The 24,109-nt window shown below is 71.2% G+C and carries 23 protein-coding genes; 15 read left to right on the plus strand and 8 right to left on the minus strand.

What is annotated here, in order from left to right:
* The first annotated feature begins 70 nt into the window (after window positions 1-70).
* The 5 genes from CLV71_RS46820 to CLV71_RS46840 all read left to right on the plus strand — a co-directional run bounded on the left by CLV71_RS46820 (window position 71) and on the right by CLV71_RS46840 (window position 6,946).
* The gene (locus CLV71_RS46820; RefSeq protein ID WP_133909453.1) at window positions 71-2,590 is read left to right on the plus strand and encodes a serine/threonine-protein kinase; all 2,520 of its coding nucleotides are present in this window, start codon (window positions 71-73) and stop codon (window positions 2,588-2,590) included.
* Window positions 2,587-3,594 (plus strand): PP2C family protein-serine/threonine phosphatase, encoded by a 1,008-nt coding sequence (locus CLV71_RS46825; RefSeq protein WP_133909454.1) that lies wholly within the window; start codon window positions 2,587-2,589, stop codon window positions 3,592-3,594. The genes CLV71_RS46820 and CLV71_RS46825 overlap by 4 nt, the downstream gene beginning before the upstream one ends.
* Window positions 3,591-4,913: a vWA domain-containing protein gene (locus CLV71_RS46830; protein WP_133909455.1), complete on the plus strand. Its 1,323-nt coding sequence runs from the start codon at window positions 3,591-3,593 to the stop codon at window positions 4,911-4,913. Before CLV71_RS46825 ends, CLV71_RS46830 begins: the two co-directional genes overlap by 4 nt.
* Window positions 4,913-5,602 carry an FHA domain-containing protein gene (locus CLV71_RS46835; protein ID WP_133909456.1) on the plus strand — a complete coding sequence of 230 codons (690 nt, stop codon included), beginning with the start codon at window positions 4,913-4,915 and terminating at the stop codon, window positions 5,600-5,602. The genes CLV71_RS46830 and CLV71_RS46835 overlap by 1 nt, the downstream gene beginning before the upstream one ends.
* Window positions 5,603-5,701: 99 nt before the next feature.
* On the plus strand, window positions 5,702-6,946 hold the full coding sequence (locus tag CLV71_RS46840) for an SGNH/GDSL hydrolase family protein (RefSeq protein ID WP_133909457.1): 1,245 nt from the start codon (window positions 5,702-5,704) through the stop codon (window positions 6,944-6,946).
* Here the strand turns inward: CLV71_RS46840 and CLV71_RS46845 are convergent.
* The gene (locus CLV71_RS46845; protein WP_133909458.1) at window positions 6,943-7,452 is read right to left on the minus strand and encodes a hypothetical protein; all 510 of its coding nucleotides are present in this window, start codon (window positions 7,450-7,452) and stop codon (window positions 6,943-6,945) included. The genes CLV71_RS46840 and CLV71_RS46845 overlap by 4 nt on opposite strands.
* A gap of 64 nt (window positions 7,453-7,516) precedes the next feature.
* On the opposite strand from CLV71_RS46845, the gene CLV71_RS46850 reads away from it, so the two are divergent.
* Window positions 7,517-7,981, plus strand: coding sequence for a MarR family transcriptional regulator (locus CLV71_RS46850; RefSeq protein WP_243867544.1), 465 nt, complete (start codon window positions 7,517-7,519; stop codon window positions 7,979-7,981).
* A 185-nt stretch (window positions 7,982-8,166) separates the two neighbouring features.
* Here the strand turns inward: CLV71_RS46850 and CLV71_RS46855 are convergent, their stop codons facing one another.
* Window positions 8,167-9,417, minus strand: a complete 1,251-nt coding sequence (locus tag CLV71_RS46855; protein ID WP_133909459.1) for an SGNH/GDSL hydrolase family protein — start codon at window positions 9,415-9,417, stop codon at window positions 8,167-8,169.
* A gap of 245 nt (window positions 9,418-9,662) precedes the next feature.
* Here CLV71_RS46855 and CLV71_RS46860 point away from each other — a divergent pair, with 245 nt between their 5' ends.
* Both CLV71_RS46860 and CLV71_RS46865 read left to right on the plus strand, forming a co-directional pair.
* Window positions 9,663-10,628, plus strand: a complete 966-nt coding sequence (locus CLV71_RS46860; RefSeq protein WP_133909460.1) for a hypothetical protein — start codon at window positions 9,663-9,665, stop codon at window positions 10,626-10,628.
* A 29-nt stretch (window positions 10,629-10,657) separates the two neighbouring features.
* Window positions 10,658-13,162 (plus strand): DEAD/DEAH box helicase, encoded by a 2,505-nt coding sequence (locus CLV71_RS46865; protein ID WP_133909461.1) that lies wholly within the window; start codon window positions 10,658-10,660, stop codon window positions 13,160-13,162.
* Between the two features lie 150 nt (window positions 13,163-13,312).
* On the opposite strand, the gene CLV71_RS46870 is transcribed toward CLV71_RS46865, so the two are convergent.
* The 4 genes from CLV71_RS46870 to nudC form a co-directional block, all read right to left on the minus strand.
* Complete coding sequence (locus CLV71_RS46870; protein WP_133909462.1) at window positions 13,313-13,846, minus strand: barstar family protein; 534 nt, start codon at window positions 13,844-13,846, stop codon at window positions 13,313-13,315.
* Between the two features lie 5 nt (window positions 13,847-13,851).
* Entirely contained in the window at window positions 13,852-14,481 is a 630-nt protein-coding gene (locus CLV71_RS46875; RefSeq protein ID WP_133909463.1) for a phosphoribosyltransferase, read from the minus strand.
* Window positions 14,482-14,621: 140 nt separating this feature from the next.
* Window positions 14,622-15,365, minus strand: a complete 744-nt coding sequence (locus tag CLV71_RS46880) for a class I SAM-dependent methyltransferase (RefSeq protein ID WP_208298071.1) — start codon at window positions 15,363-15,365, stop codon at window positions 14,622-14,624.
* A 42-nt stretch (window positions 15,366-15,407) separates the two neighbouring features.
* Window positions 15,408-16,259 (minus strand): NAD(+) diphosphatase, encoded by an 852-nt coding sequence (nudC, locus tag CLV71_RS46885; protein ID WP_208298072.1) that lies wholly within the window; start codon window positions 16,257-16,259, stop codon window positions 15,408-15,410.
* Window positions 16,260-16,278: 19 nt separating this feature from the next.
* Here nudC and CLV71_RS46890 point away from each other — a divergent pair, with 19 nt between their 5' ends.
* Window positions 16,279-16,794 carry an XdhC family protein gene (locus CLV71_RS46890; protein WP_133909466.1) on the plus strand — a complete coding sequence of 172 codons (516 nt, stop codon included), beginning with the start codon at window positions 16,279-16,281 and terminating at the stop codon, window positions 16,792-16,794.
* On the opposite strand, the gene pdxR is transcribed toward CLV71_RS46890, so the two are convergent.
* Window positions 16,795-18,192 carry a MocR-like pyridoxine biosynthesis transcription factor PdxR gene (gene pdxR, locus CLV71_RS46895; protein ID WP_243867547.1) on the minus strand — a complete coding sequence of 466 codons (1,398 nt, stop codon included), beginning with the start codon at window positions 18,190-18,192 and terminating at the stop codon, window positions 16,795-16,797. It abuts the gene before it with no gap.
* Between the two features lie 46 nt (window positions 18,193-18,238).
* Between pdxR and CLV71_RS46900 the strand changes: the two genes are divergently transcribed.
* Both CLV71_RS46900 and CLV71_RS46905 read left to right on the plus strand, forming a co-directional pair.
* Complete coding sequence (locus CLV71_RS46900; protein WP_133909468.1) at window positions 18,239-19,180, plus strand: aldo/keto reductase; 942 nt, start codon at window positions 18,239-18,241, stop codon at window positions 19,178-19,180.
* Window positions 19,181-19,190: 10 nt separating this feature from the next.
* Window positions 19,191-19,535: a VOC family protein gene (locus CLV71_RS46905; RefSeq protein WP_133909469.1), complete on the plus strand. Its 345-nt coding sequence runs from the start codon at window positions 19,191-19,193 to the stop codon at window positions 19,533-19,535.
* On the opposite strand, the gene CLV71_RS46910 is transcribed toward CLV71_RS46905, so the two are convergent.
* Window positions 19,530-20,528 (minus strand): serine/threonine protein phosphatase, encoded by a 999-nt coding sequence (locus CLV71_RS46910; protein ID WP_133909470.1) that lies wholly within the window; start codon window positions 20,526-20,528, stop codon window positions 19,530-19,532. The genes CLV71_RS46905 and CLV71_RS46910 overlap by 6 nt on opposite strands.
* Window positions 20,529-20,622: 94 nt before the next feature.
* Between CLV71_RS46910 and fabG the strand changes: the two genes are divergently transcribed.
* Genes fabG through CLV71_RS46930 form a run of 4 tightly spaced genes read left to right on the plus strand, consistent with a single transcriptional unit; the run spans window position 20,623 to window position 24,087 of the window.
* A complete protein-coding gene (gene fabG / locus CLV71_RS46915; RefSeq protein WP_133909471.1) occupies window positions 20,623-21,378 on the plus strand; it encodes a 3-oxoacyl-ACP reductase FabG in 756 nt (251 codons plus the stop codon).
* Window positions 21,379-21,386: 8 nt separating this feature from the next.
* Window positions 21,387-21,839: a MaoC family dehydratase gene (locus CLV71_RS46920; RefSeq protein ID WP_133909472.1), complete on the plus strand. Its 453-nt coding sequence runs from the start codon at window positions 21,387-21,389 to the stop codon at window positions 21,837-21,839.
* 59 nt (window positions 21,840-21,898) lie between these two features.
* Entirely contained in the window at window positions 21,899-23,005 is a 1,107-nt protein-coding gene (locus tag CLV71_RS46925) for an acyl-CoA dehydrogenase family protein (RefSeq protein WP_133909490.1), read from the plus strand.
* Window positions 23,002-24,087, plus strand: a complete 1,086-nt coding sequence (locus tag CLV71_RS46930) for an acyl-CoA dehydrogenase family protein (RefSeq protein ID WP_133909473.1) — start codon at window positions 23,002-23,004, stop codon at window positions 24,085-24,087. Before CLV71_RS46925 ends, CLV71_RS46930 begins: the two co-directional genes overlap by 4 nt.
* Window positions 24,088-24,109 lie beyond the last annotated feature (22 nt).

The raw sequence follows: 24,109 nt of genomic DNA on the forward strand, positions 1-24,109 counted from the left end.
CTCCAGGGACGCCGTCTCATGACAGTCCTCGCAGGACAAGCGAAGCAAGCGTTCCCCGGAGGTCCCGGCCATGAACGAAGGTAGTCCTATCAGCGAGTGTCCCCGAGCCGGTTGTGACGGCACCCTGGACGAGGACGGCTTCTGCGACACCTGTGGCCTGGAGGCCCCGGCCGCGAGCAGCACCGCCGCCCCCAGCAGTGCGTCGGCCCTCGGCAGCGTCTCCGCGGGCAGCGCACGCACCACCCCGATCGCCGCGCCGCCGCCTCCCCCGCCGACCCCGGCCACGGTGTCCCTCGAGGGCTCGTCCTGCCCCCGCCCCGACTGCGACGGCACGCTCGACGAGGACGGCTTCTGCGACACCTGCGGCCTCGAGGCCCCGGCAGGTACGAAGCCCGCGGCCCCGGCGCCCCAACCGACCTCCTTCGGTCCCACCGGCGGCAGCGGGCATGCGGAGTCCGACCCGGTCAGCACCCGGACGGGCAGCGTGCGCACCGGCTCCGTCGCGACCGGCTGGACGGCCTCGACGGGTGCCGTGACCAGCAGCTCCCGCCGCGGCTCGGCACGCTCGACCAGCCGGGGTCTGCTGGGCGCAGGACTCGTCGAGGTCCCCCGCGTGCCCTACCGCGACCCGAAGTCGGCGGTGCTCGCCGACCCGAAGGTCCCCGAGGAGAAGCGCTTCTGCAGCAACTGCGGCGCCAAGGTCGGCCGGGGCCGCGACGGCAAGCCCGGCCGCACCGAGGGCTTCTGCACGTCCTGCCGCCACCACTTCTCCTTCTCCCCCAAGCTGTCCAGGGGCGAGGTCCTGCACGACCAGTACGAGGTGCTCGGCTGCCTCGCCCACGGCGGCCTCGGCTGGATCTACCTCGCGCTCGACCGGGCGGTCGCCGACCGCTGGGTCGTGCTGAAGGGCCTGCTCGACACCGGTGACGTCGACGCGCTCGCCGCGGCCGTCGCGGAGCGGCGGTTCCTCGCCGAGGTCGAGCACCCGAACATCGTCAAGATCCACAACTTCGTGCAGCACCCCGACAAGGACACCGGCACGATGGTGGGCTACATCGTGATGGAGTACGTCGGCGGTCAGTCCATCAAGGACATGCTCAAGCAGATCAGGGCAGCACAGGGCCCGCAGGCGTGCCTGCCGGTCGACCGCGCCATCGCCTACACGCTGGAGATGCTGCCGCCCATCGGCTACCTGCACTCGCTGAACCTGCTGTTCTGCGACTTCAAGCCGGACAACGTGGTCCAGACCGAGGAGCAGCTCAAGCTGCTCGACCTCGGCGCGGTGCGCCACATCGACGACGAGGACAGCGCCGTCTACGGCACGATCGGCTACCAGGCGCCGGAGATCGCGAGCGTCGGCCCGTCGATCTCCTCCGACCTGTACACGATCGGCCGCACCCTCGCGGTGACGGCCTTCCCGTTCGACTTCCAGCGATCCTATGTGGACAGGCTGCCCAACCCGGCCGAGGAGCCGCTGCTCGCGCGGTACGACTCGCTCTACCGGTTCCTGCTCCGCTCGACCGCGGGCGAGCCCGCCGCGCGCTTCAACTCCGCCGAGGAGATGAAGGACCAGCTCACGGGCGTGCTCCGCGAGGTGCTGGCCTCCGACGACCTCCAGCCGCGCCCCGGCCCGTCCGCCGAGTTCACCCCCGAGCGCCGCTCGTTCGCGGTGGACACCTCGGTCGCGCCGTCCCTGCCCGCGCTCGTGCACACACTGCCGGTGCCGAGGGTGGACGGCACCGACCCGGCCGCCGCGTTCCTCGCCACCGTCACCTCGACCGACCCGATGGAACTGGTCGACGAGCTGCGCATGGCCCCGCTGGCGTCGGTGGAGGTGCGGCTGCGCATCGCCCGCGCCTACCTGGAGGCGGGCGATGTGGCGAGCGCGCGGCGCAGGCTCGACGAGCTGGCCAAGGACGCGCTCGACCTGGAGCGGCTGTGGCTCCTCGACTGGTACCGGGGCATCGCCGCGCTGGCGGAGGACAAGCCCGCGAACGCGAGCCAGCACTTCGACCGCGTGTACTCGGCGGTGCCCGGCGAGGCCGCGCCGAAGCTCGCGCTCGCGGCCTGCGCGGAGGCGAGCGGCGAGTGGGTCACCGCGGACCGCTACTACCGCGTCGTCTGGGTCACCGACCGGACCTACGTGAGCGCGGCGTTCGGGCTCGCGCGCGCGTTGATCGCCACCGGCAACCGAAACGAGGCCTTCGACGTCCTCTGTTCCGTGCCGGAGACGTCCAACCACCACACCACCGCACGCCTCGCCGCGGCGGACGTGCGGGTCCGTGACGTGCCGGCACAGGGTTTGACCGAGGACGACCTCGTGGCCGCGGGCGACCTGCTCGCGGCGCTCGAGCTGGACGTGGCCAGGCGGGCACACGCGTCGGAGCGGCTGTACTCGGCCGCACTGGCGTGGCTGCCCCACGGGGGCAACACCAGCAGGGTTGTGCTTGGCTGCCCGTTGACGGACGCCGACCTGCGCGTCGCGCTCGAGGGTTGTTACCGGACACTCGCGCGCCACGCGAACAGCACGAGGGAGCGCATCGCATTGGTGGACAGCGCCAACCAGATCCGACCGAGGACGTGGGTGTGACCGTTACCAACTGCCCCGGCTGCGGCACCTCCGTCGGGCCGAAGGACCGGTTCTGCGAGGAGTGCGGGCAGAGCCTGCTCGTGCGCAGGACCCCGCTCGGCGGGCCCGTGTCCGACCCCGGCGGCGGCAAGTGCGTCGCGTGCGGCAGCGCGAAGATCGACTCCGAGGAGTACTGCGAGGACTGCGGCCGTTCGCAGCCGAGCGGGCGCGACCGCATGGAGTGCGACCTCGACCTGGTGGTCGGCATCAGCGACAAGGGCAACCGGCGCGCCCGCAACGAGGACTCGATGGGCTTCGGCACCGTGCTCGGCGGTGACGCCCCGCCGACGGTCGTCGCGGTGGTGTGCGACGGCGTCGCGACCTCCGACCGGGCCGACAGCGCCTCGCAGCACGCGGTGGACGAGGCGACGTCCGTGCTGCTGGACTCGGTCCTGGAGAACGGCGATCCCGAGGCGGCCACGAAAGCGGCCGTGGCACAGGCGATCCAGGTCGTGTCACGCCTCGCGGACCCCAGCGTGCCCGGTACGGCGCCCTCCTGCACGTTCGTCTCGGTCGTGGTGACGCCCACCGACGTGACGGTCGGGTCGGTCGGCGACAGCCGCGTGTACTGGATCGCCTCCCCCGGTTCCGGGGCGATGTCGTCGCGGATGCTGACCATGGACGACACGGTGGCCGCCGAGCTGATCGCCGAGGGCATGAGCGAGGCGGAGGCCAACACGGTCCACCAGGCGCACGCGCTGTCCAAGTGGATCGGCGCGGACGCGGGCGAGATCGAGCCGCGCGTGGTCACCGTCCAGCCAGGCGGTCCGGGGCACGTCCTGCTGTGCAGCGACGGCCTGTGGAACTACGTACCGGACGCGGGGGCGCTGACCGAGGTCATGCCGGCGGGCGGCGGCATGACGGCGGCCGTCGAGCTGACGAAGCTCGCGCTGAAGCTCGGCGGCCACGACAACATCACGACGGTGCTCGTGCCGTTCCCGCCGACGGAGGAGGAACACCCATGACACAGCCGGACTTCGCGGTCGAGGTCTACCAGAACGAGTACCTCGCGGCAGGTGCCACCGAGGTGAACGCGATCGTCACCGTCACGGCCTCCGGCGCGGTGACCGGTCCGGTGGCGTCGGGCGGCAACGCGGCCGAGGTGATCATCGTCGACTGCTCCGGGTCGATGCACGTGCCGCGCACCAAGCTGTCCTCGGCCAAGCAGGCGACGGCGGCGGCCATCGACACGCTGCGCGACGGCGTCGAGTTCGCGGTCGTGGCGGGCACCGACGAGGCGCGGCTGGTGTTCCCCTACCAGCACGGCATGGTGGTCTCCTCGCCGCAGACGCGTGCGGAGGCCAAGGAGGCGGTCGCGAAGCTGGCCGCGAACGGCGGCACGGCGATCGGCAGGTGGCTGTCGCTGGCGGACTCGCTGTTCGCGACGTCCACGGCGTCGATGCGGCACGCGATCCTGCTGACCGACGGTCAGAACATGCACGAGACGCCGCGCCAGCTCGCCAGGACGCTGCAGGAGGTCACGGGGCACTTCGTGTGCGACTGCCGTGGCGTCGGCACGGACTGGGAGGTCAAGGAGCTGCGCACGATCGCCGACACCCTGCTCGGCACGGTCGACATCGTGGCGGAGCCGGAGGGCCTGGAGGCGGACTTCCGCGCGATGGCCGCGTCGGCCATGGACAAGGCGGTCGCGGACGTGGCGCTGCGGCTGTGGACGCCGATGGGCGCCACGATCAAGTACGTCAAGCAGGTCGAGCCGACCCTGAACGACCTCACTGCGCGACGCGTCGAGGTGCCGCCCCGCAGCGGCGACTACCCCACCGGCTCGTGGGGCTCGGAGACCCGCGACTACCACGTGTGCGTGCAGGTCCCCGCCGCGGCGACGGGCGAGAAGATGCTGGCCGGTCGGGTGAGCCTGGTGGTGCCCGGTACGAACGGCGCCGAGGAGCAGGTGCTCGGCAAGGGCCGCATCCTCGCGGTCTGGACCGAGGACACCGCGCTGTCGACCCGCATCAACCGCGAGGTCGCGCACTACACCGGTCAGGCCGAGCTGGCGGACGTGATCCAGGAGGGGCTGGAGGCACGCAAGGCGGGTGACGTCGAGACGGCGACCGCGAAGCTGGGCCGCGCGGTGCAGCTGGCCACCGAGACCGGGCACTCGGACACCGCGAAACTCCTGGCGAAGGTCGTCGACGTCGAGGACGCGCGGACCGGGACCGTGCGGCTCAAGCGCTCGGTCGCGGCCGTCGACGAGATGACCCTCGACACCAGGTCGTCCAAGACCATGCGGGTGCGCAAGAAGCAGTCGACGGAGGCGGACGGCTGATGGCTACCTGCCCTCTGGGCCACACGTCGACCGACGAGGAGTTCTGCGAGGTCTGCGGCCGGGAGATCGGCGGCGCGCCGGTGTCGGCCACGGCCGACGCGCCCCCTGCCACGGAGGCCGCGCTGCCGCCTGCGGGCACGACGTGCCAGTCGTGTGGTGCGGCGCTGGCCGGACGCTTCTGCGAGGAGTGCGGCCACGACTCGCTCGCCCCCGTCCCGGAGAGGGTCCCCGTCGCGGTCTCCTCGGACGTCCCGCCGGTGCCTGCCGACCGGATGCCGGAGGAGGCGACGTGGACGGCCACGGTGACCGCCGACCGCGCGTACTACGGCTCCGTGATGGAGGCCGACGGTCCGGACGCGTCCGGCATCACGTTCCCGCCCTACTGCCCCGACCGGCACTTCCCGTTGGCGGGCAAGGAGATCAGCATCGGCCGGAGCAGTCGCAGCCGGGGCATCCTGCCGGACATCGACCTGCTCGGTCCACCGGAGGACCCGGGGGTGTCCCACCTGCACGCGTTGCTGCTGGCGCAGGCGGACGGCACGTGGTCCATTGTGGACCTGGACTCGGCCAACGGGACCCTGGTGAACGACGAGCAGAAACCGTTGCGCCCCAACGTACCCAGGCCACTCGCGGATGGCGACCGGGTCTATATCGGCGCGTGGACGCGGATCACGCTGCGGCACAACTGAACGTTCAGCCGGCCTGAACGTTCAGCAACGGACGGTTATACCCGGTTGTCCCCGTTCGGACGCAGCTGTCCGTGACGTGTCACGGATATGCTCGCCGGCATGTCTGGACACCGTGGTCCGCTGCTCGTGTTTTCCTTGCTGCTCCTTGCGTCCCTGGGGCTGGCCCCTCCGGCGGCGAGCGCCTCCCCGCGCTGGGTCGTGTCGTGGGCGGCGAGCCCGGTGGTGGGTAGCACCATCCCGTGGTCCGACTGTCCCGCGGGCACCGGTCTGACCGACCGGACCGTCCGCAACGTGGTGTTCGCGAGTGTGGGCGGTTCGCAGGTCCGCGTCCGCCTCACCAACGCGTTCGGGAGCGCTCCCATGCGCATCGGCCACGCCTCGGTGGCGGTCCAGTCCGCGAACGCCGACGCGGTTCCCGGGACGGTCCGCGAGCTGAGGTTCCACGGCGGTCGCTCGGTGACGATCCCGGCGGGCCGGGAGCTGTTCAGCGACCCGGTGCCGCTGCGGGTGGCCGCGTTGTCGACGCTGCTGGTGAGCGTGTACGTGCCGGGTCCGACCGGTCCGATCACGAACCACCCCTTCACCGCGCAGGGCAACTTCCTGGCGCCGGGCGACCAGGCCACGGCGGTCGCGGGCGGCGCGTACGGCAACACCCCGTGCTGGATGTTCGCCGACGGTGTCGACGTGGTCCCGACCCGGCCGATCGTCGGCTCGGTGGTGGCACTGGGCGACTCGATCACCGACACGTCCGCGACGACGGGCAACGCCAACCACCGCTGGCCGGACTACCTGGCCCGCAGGCTCGACGCGGGCCACGGCCCCGGCCTGTCGGTGGTCAACGCGGGCCTGGGTGGCAACCGGGTGCTGCTGCCCCGCGAGGGCGAGCCGTACTGGGGCATCCCGGCGGTGGACCGGCTGGAGCGCGATGTGTTCTCCCAGACCGGAGTTCGGACGGTGATCCTGCTCGAGGGCGTGAACGACATCGGTTACGACGCGACGGCGCCGGACCTGATCGCGGGCCTTGCGGACATCGCCGCACAAACGCATGCGGCGGGCCTGCGGATCATCGGCGGGACGATCACCCCGTTCGGCGGGTCGTTCATCGAGTCGCCCACTCGCAACGAGACCTGGCTGGAGGTCAACGACTGGATCCGTCACAGCGGCACCTTCGACGCGGTGGTGGACTTCGCCGCCGCGACGGCCGCGCCCGGCAACCCGATGGCACTGGACCCGGCCTACGACAGTGGTGACCACCTGCATCCCAACGACGCGGGCACCGAGGCCATGGCGAACGCGATCGACCTGTCGCAGCTGCTCCCCCACCACCTGGCGGCGACGGGCTAGGCTCTTACGTCCACCGTGGACGGTCGCACGACCAGTTGCCGGGCCAGACCGACCAGCCAGACGAACGTGAACGCGATGATCGTCGGGTTCTTGAGGAACAGGAGCACCGCGAGGTAGGTCTGCCGCGTGGACTCCGGCAGCAAGGCGCCGAGTCCTTCGAGTCCCGTGTCGAAGACGAGGCTTGCCAGCATGATCAGGCCGCACTGGAGGAGCAGGCTCAGCCAGTGGCCGGCGACGAAGATGCGACCGTGGCGCAGGCTCGGACGGCCCTTCGGCGTTGCCAGGCGCCAGATCGCGACCAACAGGAGCAGTCGTGCGGCCATCACGACGACCTCTGAGGCCAGTGCGACGGCGTCGGGGATGTCGTCGGTCCAGTTGACGACGATCAGCCGCTGGACGGAACCGACCAGCGACAGTCCGACGATCATCGGCCAGTGTCGGCGGTAGAAGCGCCACGCCCACGCCGGGACGGACGCGGCGAGCTGCCATTCCCTCTGAAGTCTCACGTCGCCTCACTCTCGTTATTTTAGTTCAGTGTACTAAAATAACGAGGTAGGTAAAGTACCTGACGTGTCGGACGAGGAACGTGCTGCTCAGGGGGCCGCCCTGGGTCGGGAGCTGAGCACGGCGGTGGTGATGTTCCACGAGGCGGTCGGGGCTCATCTCGGGGTCAGCGCCGGTGACCAGCGGGCGCTGACGCTGCTGGGGCGGGAGGGCCCGATGTCGGCGGGCGACCTCGCGGAGAAGACGGGACTGACCCCCGGCGCGGTGACGGGCATGATCGACCGGCTGGAGCGCGCGGGCCTGGCCCACCGCGAACACGACGAGAAGGACCGCAGACGGGTGCTGGTCACCGCCGCCACCGGACAACCGGACGTCTTCAGCGACCTGGCAGCGGCGATGAACGAGATGGCGGCGCGCTACTCGGAAGCGGAACTGCTTCTCATCGCGGACTACCTGAGCCGGACGGTCGAGGTCCTTCGTGAGCAGACCCGCCGGCTGAGCGAGGGCCTCAGGCCACGCAGGTCTCGCTGAGGAACACCCGTCATGCGGGTCAGGACGGCCCCTGAGGAGTTCTTCGAGTTCCGGACCACCGTCACCGCCGAACTCTGTGTGCCACACGCGCAACACCGCCCCAGCGGATGTCCTTGTGCAGACCGGAAACCCGCCGTCACCACGCCTGGCCGCCCGGGTCGCGGACGGCCAGGCGGGCCGTCCAATCAGGAAACCGACACGCTGCCGTCACTTTGTCGAACGCAGGCGACCTGTCGTCCCGCCGCGACCGCCGCGCCGGACAGGCACTGGCCGAGCACCCCGTAACCGTTCACGTTGGGGTGCCACGATTCCTGGCACGTCTGGAAATACGTCACACACGCGTTGGCGATGCGCTGGATGTCGAGTTTGTCGTACCCGGACAGGCTCGTGACGAACGACCCACTCGGTCCGTCCATCAGGCGGATCGGCGTGGCAAGGGCATTCCCGGGGCTGCCGTCGTTCTCGCACAGCCGCGCGCCGTTGAACGCCGACTGCACGTTCAGGTACACCAGGTCATCCCCGGGGAACTCCGCCGACAGCGTGGTGTGCGCCGACCGGACGATGTTCCCCAGCGCCTGCGAGAACAGGTGACCCGCCGCGAGTGTCGCCCGGTGCGCCGGGCAGCCCGCCGCGTACCGCTCGGCACCCAGCGCCCGGAACTTGTCCCGGTCGTCGGCGCGGCCGTCCTCCTCGTAGTACCGCTGCGCGTAGTCCGTCGGCAGCGGGTTCGTGTAGTCCTGGAACACGATCCGGTGCTGGCCGTCCGCGTCGACCTGGTCGAGGGTGGTCAGCAGCGCACGCAGCGCGGTCGTGGTCTCGGCGGTCGCGGCCGACACCTCGGCGTCCGTCGCGAGATCGGAGATGGTGCACGGCTGCTGCGGCACGTCACCGCCGAGGTAGGCCCAGAACTCCCACCAGCCCGTCCAGGCGTCGGCGATGAACCTGTTGGCGCACACGGAGGCCGCGTCGCCGAAGGTGAACGAGCTGTTGTTCGAGCCGAGGCCCACGAGGACCAGGTCGATGTCGTGGGTCGCCGCCACGGCACGCAGCTGGTCCAGCTGCGAGGCGACGGTCCTGCCCTTCGCACGGCCCGACGAGGCGTTCAGCATGTCGTAGGGCTGGCCACCGGAGCACGCCAGGTTGTACCGGTCCTGGATGCCCGGCAGCGTGGCGCGGAAGATCTCCGCGTTCGGGGACCGGTGGCAGAAGTAGGCGTTGCTGTTGGCGGCGGACCACCCGGGGAAGCCCTGGGACACACCGTTGACATCTGTCACGGCGGAGTACGAGCCGCCGCCCTCGCCGGAGATGAAGCTGTCGCCGAGCGCGACGGCGGCGGTCGGCAACGCGGCGGGCTGGGCGGCGGAAGCGGGTGCGGCCACCACCGGGACGACAGTGGCGGCGACTACGGCGGCCGCCGCGAGATAACGCAGGGACATCACGGCCCTCCAGAACCGAGCGGGCACCGGGGCGGCACCCGACCAAGCGGACAGTTCAGGCACGAATGTGAATAAATTTCAGCTGATTCTGTCCACCCGATCCAGTGAGAGTCAAGATCGCCGTTGCTTTAGCGCATCCGTTCGACCACGGCAAGTAGTAGACAACGACCATCTGGGCGTTAATTCTTCATCAACGGTGTGACAACCCGTGACAAGAGATGAGCACACAGTGCACGGTGTAGGGCATGTTCTTAGACGGCCTCCGGCACCGATTACTCGTCCAGTGTCCGCTCGAGCGGGCCGACTCCGTCGCGCCCATCGTCGCCAGATACCAGTCCGGGCTCGTCCTCACCGGGCCGAAGCCCTTCAAGACCGTCCGACACCTGCGCCGCCTCGACCACAGGGGCCCCATACTCTGCGACGCCGGCCGCTACACGGGACGCCACCGCGTGCCCGCGAGCGCCGGCCTCAGCGCCGACTGGACGGCCGAGCAACACGAACTCGGCCTCGTCGCGCTCACCGACTCCGGCTACCTCGCCGCGGGCGACTGGCCTGGCCTGCACAGACTTCTCGACGACGCGGCGGACCAACCGCAACCACTCGTCGTCACCCTCCCCCTGGCCCCGGGTTGGTTCGCGGAACGTGCCCAGCTCACCAGGCTGATCACGACCCTGAACGAGGCACGACTACCCGTTGCGATCGTCGGCGACACGTTCGTGGCGAGTGGACTCATCCGGGTGTTGACGGCGTCCGTGCCGGTGCTGGTGCTCCGCTCGGACATCGGCGCCCTCGGCGCGGTCTGCCACGGGGCCCACGCGGGCGCCCTGGGCGTCATGTCGGGCCTGTTCGTGCCCGCGTTGATGGGTCACCACCGCCCGTCCGTCCTGGCGCGGATCGTGGACCGTACGCCCGCCCTCGCCCACAACTGGCCGTGCCGGTGCCCGGAGTGCACCGGCGCCGTGCCGATCCACCTGACCCCTGGAGGCATCTACCGGCACTCACTGCACACCCAGCTCGCCCTCGCGGACCAGCTGCGCCACGACCCCGCCGCGTGGCGGGAGCGGTGCGGGGCCGCGCTGCACGTGCACCGCAAGGTCGGCGAGGTCATGCCGAACTGGCCCGCCGCGGACGCCCTGCGGTGGTGGCACGAGCTGGAGCCCCCGGAGATCCCACGCCAGACGGCCGGGGAGCACGCCCCTCGACTGGGATGACGCCGCGACGTGGCACCATCGATGTCACCATGACGCTGACTGACGTGCTGCCCGCCGACCAGGACCCCGACACCCTCTTCGACGCCTTCTCGACCTGGGCGGAGAACGAGGGCCTCTCGCTGTACCCGGCGCAGCAGGAGGCGATGATCGAGATCGTCTCCGGGGCGAACGTCATCCTGTCCACGCCGACCGGCTCCGGCAAGAGCATGGTGGCCACCGGCGCGCACTTCGCGGCGCTCGCGGCAGGCAGGCGCAGCTTCTACACGGCACCCATCAAGGCGCTCGTGTCCGAGAAGTTCTTCGCGTTGTGCGACATCTTCGGCGCGGAGAACGTCGGCATGATCACCGGCGACTCGAGTGTCAACGCCGGGGCGCCGATCATCTGCTGCACGGCGGAGATCCTCGCGAACATCGCGTTGCGGGAGGGCCAGGCCGCCGACGTCGGCGTGGTGATCATGGACGAGTTCCACTTCTACGCCGAGCCGGACCGCGGCTGGGCGTGGCAGGTGCCGCTGCTGGAGCTGTCGAAGGCGCAGTTCCTGCTGATGTCCGCGACGCTCGGCGACGTCACCCGCTTCCAGGAGGACCTGACCCGCCGCACGGGCAGGCCGACCGCGGTCGTCACGTCGGCGGAACGGCCGGTGCCGCTGTTCTACTCGTTCCGGCTCACCCCGCTGCACGAGACGATCGAGGAGCTGCTCGCCACCAACCAGGCGCCGATCTACGTCGTCCACTTCACGCAGGCCGCCGCGCTGGAGCGCGCGCAGAACCTGATGAGCATCAACGTGTGCACGCGGGAGGAGAAGGACCGGATCGCCCAGCTCATCGGCAACTTCCGGTTCACGGCAGGGTTCGGCAAGACGCTGTCCCGGCTGGTGCGCCACGGGATCGGCGTGCACCACGCCGGCATGCTGCCCAAGTACCGGCGGCTCGTGGAGCGGCTCGCGCAGGCCGGGCTGATGAAGGTCGTGTGCGGCACCGACACCCTGGGCGTCGGCATCAACGTGCCGATCAGGACCGTCGTGTTCACCGCACTGTCCAAGTACGACGGTCAGAAGGTGCGGCTGCTCAAGGCACGCGAGTTCCACCAGATCGCGGGACGCGCGGGCCGGGCGGGCTTCGACACGGTCGGCAACGTGGTCGTGCAGGCGCCGGAGCACGTCGTCGAGAACGAGAAGGCGCTGGCCAAGGCCGGGGACGACCCGAAGAAGCGACGCAAGGTCGTGAAGAAGAAGCCGCCGGAAGGCTCGATCGGCTGGGGCGAGCCGACGTTCCAGCGGCTGGTCGAGGCCGAGCCGGAGGCGTTGACGTCGAGCTTCGTGGTCACGCACTCGATGCTGCTCAACGTGATCGGTCGGCCGGGTGACGCGTTCACGGCCATGCGCAGGCTGCTGGAGGACAACCACGAGGACCGGCCCGGGCAGCGCAGGCACATCCGCAGGGCCATCGCGATCTACCGCGCGCTGCTGTCCGCCGGGGTGGTCGAACGGCTGTCGGAGCCGGACGACGAGGGCCGCTCGATCCGGCTGACCGTGGACCTGCAGCTGGACTTCGCGCTGAACCAGCCGCTGTCGCCGTTCGCGCTGGCCGTGTTCGAGCTGCTGGACCGGGAGTCGCCGTCCTACTCGCTGGACGTGCTGTCGGTCATCGAGTCCACTCTGGAGGATCCGCGCCAGATCCTGTCCGCGCAGGAGCACAAGGCACGCGGCGAGGCCGTACAGGCGATGAAGGCCGAGGGCATCGAGTACGAGGAGCGGATGACGCTGCTCGAGAACATCACCTACCCGAAGCCGCTGGCCGAGGAGCTGCTCAACGGGGCGTACGAGACCTACCGGCTCGGGCATCCGTGGGTGTCGGACTACCACCTGCGGCCCAAGTCCGTCGCCCGCGACATGTTCGAGCGGTCGATGACGTTCGTCGAGTACGTCGGCTTCTACCAGCTCGCACGCAGCGAGGGCATGGTGCTGCGCTACCTCGCCGACGCGTACAAGGCGCTGCGCCAGACCGTGCCGGACGAGGCGAAGACCGAGGAGCTGACCGACCTCGTCGAGTGGCTCGGCGAGCTGGTCCGGCAGGTCGACTCCAGCCTGCTCGACGAGTGGGAGAAGCTGACCAACCCCTCCGCCGAGGTCGTGTCGGCCGACGCCGACGAGCGGGCGCCCGCCGTGACGCGCAACGTGCGCGCGTTCCGGGTGCTGGTGCGCAACGCGTTGTTCCACCGGGTGCAGCTGGCCGCTGCGCGCCGGTGGTCCGCGCTCGGCGAGCTGGACGGCGACGCGGGCTGGGACGCCGAGGCGTGGGCCGAGGAGCTGGAGCCGTACTTCGACGAGCACGACGAGATCCGCACGGGCCCGGACGCGCGTGGGCAGCGGTTCCTGATCCTCTCGGAGCAGGAGGACCGCTGGGAGGCCAGGCAGATCTTCGACGACCCGGCAGGCGACGGCGACTGGGGCTTCACCGCCGAGATCGACCTGGCGGAGTCCGACGAGATCGGTGCGGCGGCCGTACGGGTGACCGCCGTGGGCCGGCTCTAGCTGTACCCGGCCATGAGGTTCGTCCAGTCCGGCACGGGCCGAGTGGGTATCGCCCCGATGGATGGTCGGCGACGTTCGGTGCCCGCGGGCAGTCAGCCTGAAGGACGCCTTCGGTACGCCCAGCGTTACGAAGGACGCCTTCAGTGCGTTTCAGCCCCGGCGTGCGTCCGCCAGCTGCTCGGCCGGGTTCCAGTCGACGGGGGTCGCGCCGACCGGCTCGAAGTGGATGTCCGGGTCGTTCGACTGGACCAGGCACATGAGGCGGTGGCCGAAGAGCATCGCCTGGCGGGACTGGTCGGCGATGATGTCGAGGATGACCTGGGCGGCGTGGGTCTCGTGGCGGGTGAAGGCGTCGTAGCCGGTGAACACGAGCACGGTGCCGGTGGCGTTGCGGTCCGCGCCGTAGGTGTAGGTCGCGACGTCGCGCATGCAGTCGTTGAACGCGTCGAGGTTGTCGCCGTAGTAGTCGGGGAAGTGCAGCGCCACCCTGATATGGCGGTGGAAGTCGGCCTCGGTGCTCCACACGGCCGCGTCGAGCCGGACGAGCTGGTAGGCGTGGTCGGCGAGCCACGTCGTGGTGTCGTCCAGGACCTCATGTCGCCAGTACAGGCTCACGTGGCCGTTGGTCACGAGGCGGAAGGCGCGGTCTTCGGACAGGTCCGTGTCAAGATCGAACGAGGGCACGTTGATCAGCGTAGACACTCCAGGAGTTTTCGCACCTGCTCCTCCGGGACCTGGGTGAAGTCGTCGTACCACTCGCCGACCGAGGCGAAGTCCCCCGGGCGGACAGGACAGACGATCTCGTCGGCGAGCGGGGCGAGCGTGCGCAGGGAGTCCGGCGGCGCGACGGGCACGGCGAGCACGACTCGCCCGGCGCCGAGGTGCCGGAGGACCTTCAGCGCGGCGATCACGGAGGCACCCGTGGCGATCCCGTCGTCGACGAGGACGACCGTGCGGTCCGCGAGGTCGGGTCGCGGGCCCGGCCGCAGGATCCCGGCCCTGCGGCGGATCTCGGCACGCTCGCGGGCGACCTGCTCGGCGAGGTCGGCCCAGTCGAGGCCGAGGTCGCGCAGGAGGGCGTCGTTGCGGACGGTCACGCCGTCCTCGCCGACCGCCCCGACCGCCAGCTCCTCGCGGTGCGGTGCGCCGACCTTGCGGACGAGGACGACGTCGAGGTCGGTTTCCAGGGCGTCGGCGATCTCGGCGGCGACCGGCACCCCGCCCCGCGGCAGGCCGACGACGACGGGGTCGGCCCCACGCAGGTGAGCCAGGTGGGTGGCCAGCACCCGACCCGCGTCGGTGCGGTCCCGGAAGCGCATGGCGTCACCTCCACCCACCAGTCTTACCCCACGGCCTCCTTGGTAGTATCGAACACATGAACGATGCCGGGTACGACCACGTGCTGGAGCCGCCTCCCCCGGGCCGCGCGGCCAACCTGACCACGTGCGACCGGCGGCGGCTAGGGCTTGCGCGCCTCGATGAGGAAGCGCGTGCTGAACGCCACGAACGGACCCTCTGCCGTGATCTCTTCGTGGAGGGCGCGTAGCCGGTCGCGGTACTCGGCGACCGTGAACGCGGGGACCATCCAGACGACCTTGCGGAGGAAGTAGACGACGGCTCCGATGTCGAGGAACTCCATCCGCAGCCGGGCGGAGCGCAGGTCGACGACCTCCAGCCCCGCCGCCTCGGCCATGGCACGGGCCTCCTCCGGCTGCCTGGCGGTCCACGGTTGGGGCCCCAGGAAGTAGTCGACCAGTTCGGACACGCTCGCCGGGCCGACCTCCTGGGACAGGTAGGTGCCGCCGGGGGTGAGCACGCGGGCGATCTCCGACCACCACGCCCGCACGGGATGCCTGCTCACCACCAGGTCGAAGGTGTTGTCCCGGAAGGAAAGCGGTGGCGCGTCCCGGTCGGCCACGACCGTCACCCCACGTGGCCCCAGGTTCTCCCGGGCCCGCGCGCGGTTGGGTGGCCAGGACTCCGTGGCCAGCGTCGTGGGCGCGAGCCTCGGCACACCGGCCAGGACCTCGCCGCCGCCGGTCTTGAGGTCGACGGCCACCTCGGCGCGGGCCATGCGCTCCCCCATCAGGCGCTGGTAGCCCCACGGCGGTCGTTCCTCGGTGGCTCGCCCGGCAAGCCAGTCGAAGTTCCACCCGTCCACGGAGACCGCGTCGGCCTCGGCGATCAGCTCCTCGAAGTCCACCCGCCGGATAATGTCACTGCTTTGCGGCCGACGCGCATGTTTTTACGACTCGCCCAGCCAGGTGCCGACGAGATAGGACTCGATCGAGTCGTGGCGGCCGTCGGTCATGGCGCGGACCTCGTCGCGGGTGAACCAGCGGGCCTCGATCAGCTCGTCGTGGTCCACGGCCACCTCGTCGGTGACGGCCACGGCACGGAAGCCGACCATCAGACCTGACGGGAAGGGCCACGCCTGCGACGCCTGGTAGGCCACGTCACCGACCCGCACGCCCGCCTCCTCGTGCAGCTCGCGACGCACGGCGTCCTCGAGGCTCTCGCCGATCTCCACGAAACCGGCGAGCGTCGAGTAGGCCCCCGCCGCGGCGCCCCGGTGCCTGGCCAGCAGGCAGCGCTGCCGGTCGGGGGCCTCCACGAGCATGATCACGGCCGGCTCGATGCGCGGGAAGTGGAGCTTGCCGCAGCCCTGACAGCGACGCATGTGGCCGGCCTGCTCGACCGCCGTCCGCCCGCCGCACGCACCGCAGAAACGCTGGTTGCGGGCCCAGTGCAGCATGCCCCGCGCGTACGCGAGGGTCGCGGCCTCCTGGCGGTCGAGGTCGGGGAACAGGACCCGGATGTCGACGGCCGCGTCGGCGCCCGCCTCGTGCACGGCCGTGTCCACGTCCACATCGGACAGATCGGTGGCGAACACGCCGCACCCGTCGGCGCCGAGGAACACGACCTCGCGGTCCGTCCCGTCGACGCTGACCGGAGACCCGCCCGCGACCAGGCACCTGTCCTGCCAGAAGGCGAGCACCCGGCCGTCCGCCATCGCGCCTGCGAGCCACTCGGCGTCCGCACGCCGGGCGCGGTCGAGGGTCGACCCGTTGTACGGGAGTGTGACGTCGTTGCGCACACGTGCCACCCTAGAACCCATGGCGACCGACGACGCGAGCTGTGCGGTAGCGCACGGCGACGCTCCCGGGGAGAAGGCGAGCCGCACGCTGGTGGCGGTGTTCGCGTCCCCCGTGGCGGACCTGCTGCTGCGCTACGGCCACGACCTCGGCTACCGGACCGTCCTCGTGGAGCCCGAGCGCGGCCGGGTGACCAACGACGAGCAGACGACGGCCGAGGTGCTCACCCACTTCCCGCCGCTCGACGACGACGCCGACGTCGTGGTCACCGACCACCACCGCGTCGAGCTGGGCCCGATGCTCGCCGAGGCCCTCAAACAACCGACGCGGTGGCTCGGTGTCATGGGCAACCCCCGCCACCAGGGCCCGCACGTGGCCGCGCTGAAGGAGCTGGGCCTCCCCGACAGCGAGATCGCCCGCGTGCACCGCCCGATCGGCCTCAACATCGGCTCCCGCACGCCCCCGGAGATCGCGATGGCGACACTGGCCGGGCTGGTCGCCGACCGGAACGGCAAACCGGGCGGCTTCGAGTTCTGATCAGCCCAGCGCCTCGCGGAGCAGCGCGACGGCCCCGGGGATATCGGTGTCGCTGATGTTGCCGTAGCCCAGGACGAGCGCGCGGTCCGGCGAGCCTGCCACGCGGTAGTCGTCGAGGTCGGCCAGGCGCAGGCCCGCGTCGGCCGCCGCGCGGACGGTCGCGCGGGTGCCGGTGGCCTCGGGCAGGTGTAGCAGGATGTGCAGCCCGGCGGCGGTGCCCGCGACCCGTCCCGAGGGCACCTCGGCGCCGAGCACGCGGACCAGCAGGTCGCGGCGGGCTCGGAACCGTCGCCGTCCGGCACGCAGGTGCGCGTCGTACCAGCCGCGGTCGACGAACGTGGCGAGCGCGAGCTGGTCGAGCACCGGCGGCGCGACCGCCACCGGGTTCGCCGCACGCAGTGCGCCGGTCATCGCGGTGGGCGCGACCAGCCAGCCGAGACCGAGTGCCGGCGAGAGCGTCTTGCTGACCGAGCCGAGGAGGAACACCCGGCGCGGGTCCATGCCCTGCATGACGGCGACGGGGTGGCGGTCGTAGCGGAACTCGGCGTCGTAGTCGTCCTCGATGACGTAGCCGTCCGCCTCCCGAGCCCAGCGCACCAGGCTCGCGCGCCGCTCGGGTGACAGCACGGTCCCGGTCGGGAACTGGTGTGCCGCGCCGACGACGACCGCCCGCGCGGCGGTGCGCGCCAGCTCGTCCACCCGCAGGCCGTCCCCGTCGACTGGCACGGGGTGCACCCGCAGACCCGCGGTCGCGGCGGCGTCACGCAGCCTGCCCCAGCCGGGGTCCTCGACGGCCACGTCGGCGATCCCCTCACCACGCAGGGTGCGGCACACGCGGACGAGACCGTCGGTCACCCCCGTGCACACCGACACGGCGGTCGCGGGTGCGTCCGCGCCCCGGGAGCGTCGCAGGTACTGGGCGATGGTCGTGCGCAGCACCTCGTGCCCGGCGGGGTCGGGCAGGCCGAGGTCGTAGTGGACGGCGGAGCCGGTCACCGCGCGCACGGCGTCCGCCCAGCGGCGGCGGGGGAACGCCCGCAGGTCGGGCAGTCCCGGCGCGAGGTCGTACCGGACCGGGCTGGGCACGAGGGTGGGTCTCGCCTGTGTGGCAGGCGCGGTGTCCGGCACCCACGAGACCCGGGTGGCCGAGCCGACCCTGGCCGCGAGGTAGCCCTCGGCGACGAGCCTGCCGTACGCCTCCGTCACGACCCAGCGCGAGCAGCCCAGCTCCTCGGCGAGCGCGCGGCTGGGTGGCACGGCGGCGTTCTCGGGCAGCCTGCCGGTGCGGATCGCGGTGCGCAGCGCGTGTGCGAGGCGGTCGTGCAGGCGGCGGCCGGGCTCCGGCGGGCCGATGTCCAGGAGCGTCGCCCACGCAAAATTGGTCTGGGAAACCGCCACGGAATTGGAGCGTACTCCCGTGCCGAATCGCCCTAGCGTGATCGGCATGACGGAGAAACTGGTACTTGGGGCGATGCTGTTCGGGACCGTGCAGGACGAGCGACGGTCGTTCGAGCTGCTGGACCGCTTCGTGGCGGCGGGCGGGGTGTGGATCGACACGGCGAACTGCTACGCGTTCTGGGAGGACCCCAGCGGCTTCGGCACGCAGAGCGAGACGCTGCTCGGGCGGTGGTTCGCGAGCCGCCCCGGCGTGCGCGAGCGCGTGAAGATCAGCACGAAGGTGGGCTGCGAGCCGCTGGAGGCGGGCCGCTTCCCGGAGACGGCCGAGGGCCTCGCGGCCGGCGTGATCAAGAACGGCATCGAGGCCAGCCTGCGGCGCCTCGGCACCGACCACGTCGAGCTGTACTGGGCCCACAAGCCGGACCCGGTGACGCCGCTGGAGGAGACGGTCGCCGCGTTCGACGAGCTGGTCTCCGCCGGGCTGGTCGATCGCCTGGGGGGCTCCAACTACCCGACCTGGCAGATCGAGCGGGCCCGGGGCATCGCCCGCGCGACCGGCGCCACCGGCTTCACGGCGGTGCAGCAGCAGTACTCGTACCTGCGGCCCCGCCCGGACACGCGGCCCTCGGTCGTCCACCGCTTCGGCGCGGCCACCGACGAGGTGATCCACTACCTGGAGCACAACCCGGACATGGCGCTCTGGGCGTACACGCCGCTGCTGAGCGGCAGCTACACGCGCACGGACAAGCCGCTGGCGCCGGAGTACGACCACGAGGGCACGAAGCGGCGCCTGGCCGCCCTCGACGAGGTGGCGGCCGAGCTGGGGACCAACCGCAACCGGGTGGTGCTGGCCTGGCTGACGGGTGCCGACCCGGTCGTCACGCCGATCGTCGGGGTGAGCACGGTGGCGCAGCTGGACGAGGCGATGGCGGGAGCGGCACTGCCCCTGACCGCCGGACAGCGGGAACGTCTGGACGCGGCCGTCTAGCATCGCGGGCATGGAGGCGACGGACCTGTTCGCGGGGATCCCGGTCACGGACTACGAGGCGGCGCGGGGCTGGTACGAGCGGCTGTTCGGTGCCCCGCCCGCCTTCTTCCCCCACGACACCGAAGCGGTCTGGGCACTGGCCGAGCACCGCTACGTGTACGTGGTGCGGGACCCGGAGCACGCCGGTCACGCACGGGTCATGGTGTTCGTGGCCGACCTCGACGCCCACGTGGCGGACCTCGCGGGTCGCGGCCTGACGCCGTCGAAGGAGGAGACCCACGGCGAGGGCGTCCGCAAGATCACCTACACCGACGCGGACGGCAACGAGACCTCCTTCGGCGGCGCCCCCTCATAGCGTGGGGAACGCCGTGTGCACCTCGCCGTCGAACAGCTTCCAGTAGAAACCGTTCATCCTCGCGGCGGCGGCGGCGTGCCTGGCCAGGATCGCGGCCGCGACCGGCGGCACGTCGTCCGGTACGAGCTCCGCGGCGCACCGGCGCACGTACTCGTCGCGGGAGGCGAAACCGGCCGTGTCGGCAGGCACCGGTATCCCGCAGGCGGCGGTCACCAGCCAGTTGACCAGCCGCATCGCGGCGTAGTCGGCGTCGTGTGTGGCGTTGCGGCCGACGAAGTCGCGCTCGGCGGGCGACAGCTCGAAGCGCGGCGAGGTGACGAGCCCGAAGTCGGTGAGGTAGATCCGGTCGCCGTCGGTGCGCATGTTGCCGAGGTGCCCGTCCATGTGCAGCAGCTCGCGGTCGCGCAGGAACGTCACGATGTCCGCGAACTGCCGCTCGACCGCGGCCGCCCTGTCCTCGGTCAGCCAGTCGAGTACCGGGTGCGGGAGGTACTGGCTGAACAACACGAGGCTGTGGGAGGCGGCGGCCAGCGCCTCGAGGCGGGCACGCACGGCCGGGTGGCCGTCCAGTGCGGCCACGACCGCCTCGATGTCGTCGTGCTCCGGCGCGACCGGTGGGCGGCCGGGCAGTACCCGCCAGTGGTACAGCAGGGGGAACGACTCCGTCTCGCCCGCCAGGACCGCCTCGGTGACGATCACGTTCGCGGCCAGCTCACGCCACGCGTTGAAGCCGGGGCTGACGACGCCGTACTGGCAGTACACCGGCACGTCGAACAGGTTCGCGGTGGAGAGCGGGTTGGCGCGCTCCAGGTCGGTCAGCGGGATGCGCTTGACGAACACCGGCACGCCGTCGACGTCGAGCCTCGCCGAGCCGCCGCCCACCCCCACGCCGACGGCCTGCCCCGTGTCCACGAGGGCGGCCAGCTCGTCGTCGTCACGGGCGGCGAGGTAGGCCGAGAGGCTTTCGTGGCGTGCGTGTTCGCCGGTCGTCATCACACAATCATCCCCGGGGCGCCGGTTGCCCGGGCCGCACGCGCGAGGTAACTTACTAAGCGCTTGCTTAGCTCGTCGAGATGAAGGAGAACCTGTGGCCCCGTCCCGTGTCGCGATCGTCACCGGTGCCGCGCGTGGCATTGGTGCCGCCGTTGCCAAGCGTCTTGCCAAGGACGGCTGCGCGGTGGGTGTGCTCGACCTTGCCGAGGACAACTGCAAGGACACCGTCGCGGCCATCCAGGCCGCGGGCGGCACGGCGTTGGCCGTCGGGGCGGACGTGTCCGTCGCCGACCAGGTCGCCGCCGCCGTCGGGAAGGTCGCCGAGGAGCTGGGTGCACCCACGGTGCTGGTCAACAACGCGGGCATCCTGCGGGACAACCTGATCTTCAAGATGTCCGAGGACGACTGGGACCTCGTGCTGGGCGTGCACCTGCGCGGCGCGTTCCTGATGAGCCGCGAGACCCAGAAGCACATGACCGAGCAGAAGTGGGGCAGGATCGTCAACCTGTCCAGCACCTCCGCGCTCGGCAACCGGGGCCAGGTCAACTACTCCGCGGCCAAGGCGGGCATGCAGGGCTTCACCAAGACCCTCGCCATCGAGCTGGGCAAGTTCGGCGTCACCGCCAACGCCATCGCGCCGGGGTTCATCGAGACCGAGATGACCGCCTCGACCGCGGCGCGGGTCGGCGTCGACTTCCAGCAGTTCAAGGACGGCGCGGCCGCCGCCATCCCCGTGCGGCGGGTCGGCCAGCCGGAGGACGTCGCCGCCGTGGCGTCGTTCCTCGCCAGCGAGGAGGCCGGGTTCGTGTCCGGACAGGTGATCTACGTGGCCGGCGGGCCACAGGACTGAGGCACCCCATGCGGATCTTCACCAACCTCGACGAGCTGACCGCCGCCAAGGGCGAGCACCTCGGCCACGGCGCGTGGCACACGGTCACCCAGGACCAGGTCGACCAGTTCGCCGAGGCGACCGGCGACCACCAGTGGATCCACGTCGACACCGAGAAGGCGAAGGCGGGCCCGTTCGGCGCGACCATCGCGCACGGGTACCTCACGCTGTCGCTGATCCCCTTCCTCGGCAAGGAGATCCTGCGCGTCGACGGCCTCAGGATGGGCATCAACTACGGGCTCGGCAAGGTGCGGTTCCCGTCCGTCGTGCCGGTCGGGTCGCGGATCCGGGCCGGGGTCGAGCTGATCGACATCGCCGACCGCCCGCAGGGCAAGCAGGCGAGCTACCGCTGGACCATCGAGATCGAGGGCAGCGACAAGCCGGCCTGTGTCGCCGAGACGATTGTGGTGTATGTCCCGTGAACGAGGTCGAGCTGCGGGAGCTGACCCGCGAGTTCCTCGGTCGGAACGATCCGGCCACCATGGACCACCTGGACTTCCTCCGGGCACGGTTCGACGCCGGGCTCGCCTGGGTGCACTTCCCGGCCGGGCTCGGCGGGCTCGGCCTGCCCCGCCAGCTCCAGTCCGTTGTGGACGAGGAGCTGAAGGGCACGCCGGACAACGACCCCCGACGCATCGGCATCGGCCTCGGCATGGCCGCGCCGACGATCCTCACCTTCGGCACCGACGAGCAGAAGCAGCGCTACCTGCGTCCACTGTGGATCGGCGAGGAGGTCTGGTGCCAGCTCTTCTCCGAGCCCGGCGCGGGTTCCGACCTCGCCGCCGCGGGCACCAGGGCCGTCAAGGACGGCGACGACTGGCTCGTCACCGGGCAGAAGGTCTGGACGTCCAGCGCCCACAACGCCCGGTTCGCGATCCTGCTGGCCCGCACCGACCCCGACCTGCCCAAGCACGCGGGGCTCTCGTACTTCGTCCTCGACATGACCGATCCCGGCGTCGACGTCCGGCCGCTGCGCCAGATCACCGGCGAGGCGGAGTTCAACGAGGTCTTCATGACCGACGCGCGCGTGCCGGACGCGAACCGGCTCGGCGCGGTCGGCGAGGGCTGGAAGGTCGCCCAGACCACGCTGATGAACGAGCGCATCGCCATCGGCAGCCGCCCCGCGAGCGGCAACACCATGGTCGACGTCGTCGCGCAGACCTGGCGTGACACCCCGGAGAACCACACACCCGAGCTGCAGGACCGGCTGGTCGCACTGTGGTCGCGGTCGGAGGCGTTGCGGCTGGCTGGTGAGCGGCTGCGCCAGCAGCTCGCGGTCGGCGCGCCGGGGCCCGAGGGCTCGGCGATGAAGCTGACGTTCGCCCAGCTCGCGCAGCAGCTGTCCGGCCTCGAGGTCGAGCTGCGTGGCGCCGACGGCCTTCGCTACGACGACTGGACCATGCGGCGCCCGGAGAAGGTCGAGTTCATCGGCCGCGACGCCGGTTACCGCTACCTGCGGGCGAAGGGCAACTCGATCGAGGGCGGCACCTCCGAGGTACTGCGCAACATCATCGCCGAGCGGGTGCTCGGGCTGCCCGCGGAACCCCGCACGGACACCAAGGTCGCGTGGAAGGACCTGCCGCGATGAACCTCCTGTACACCGACGTCGAGACCGATCTCCGCGCCAGCGTGCGGGATCTGCTGTCCGACCGCGCGCAGCCCACCGCCGTCCTCGCCCGCTGCGAGACCGACGAGCCCTACGACCTCGCACTGTGGCGCGAGCTGACGAGCCTCGGCGCCGCGTCGCTGCACGTGCCGGAGGAGCTGGGCGGCCAGGGTGCCTCCACGCGGGAGACCGCCGTGGTGATGGAGGAGCTGGGCCGCACGGTCGCGCCGGTGCCGTTCCTCGGTTGCGCGGTCCTCGCCACGTCCGCGCTGCTCGGCTGCAAGCCGACCGACGAGGTGCGCGGGCTGCTCGACGCGCTCGGCAACGGCTCGACGGTCGCCACGCTCGCGATCTCCCTCGCCACCGCACCGGGTTCGGTCACCACGGACGTGACCCGCACCGACGGCGGCCTGTCCGGTCGGGTCCGCTCGGTCGCCGACGCGCTGCCCGCCGACCTGCTGCTGGTGCCCGCCCAGGGTCCGGACGGCCTTGAGCTGCACGCGGTCTCCGTGTCCCAGCAGGGCGTCACGATCGACCCGGTGGTGTCGCTCGACCTGACCCGGCCGGTCTCGGACGTCACGCTCGACGGCGCGGACAGCATGCTGCTGGCCGGACCCGAGTCCGCGGAGGCCGCGGTGGACAGTGCACTGTGGACAGGCGCGGGCCTGCTGGCGTCCGAGCAGCTGGGGATCGCCGAGTGGTGCCTCGACACGACCGTCGCGTACCTGAAGGACCGCCACCAGTTCGGCAGGCCGGTCGGCTCGTTCCAGGCGCTGAAGCACCGGCTCGCGGACGTGTGGCAGGACCTCGTGCTCGCCCGCGCGGTGGCACGCAACGCAGCAGACGACCCCGGCCAGGTGTCGGCGTCGCTGGCGAAGTCGATGTGCTCGACGACGGCCGTGCACGCCGCGGAGGAGGCCGTCCAGCTGCACGGCGGCATCGGCATGACGTGGGAGCACCCCGCGCACCTGTACCTCAAGCGTGCCAAGGCGGACTCGATCGCGCTGGGCACGGCGGGGCGGCACCGCCAGCTGCTCGCGCCGCACGCCGACATCCTCGCGTGAGTGAGCCGCCAGAGGACTGGTG

Origin of the sequence: Actinophytocola oryzae, from assembly GCF_004364325.1 — a bacterium.
In the GTDB taxonomy this organism is placed as follows: Bacteria; Actinomycetota; Actinomycetes; order Mycobacteriales; family Pseudonocardiaceae; genus Actinophytocola; species Actinophytocola oryzae.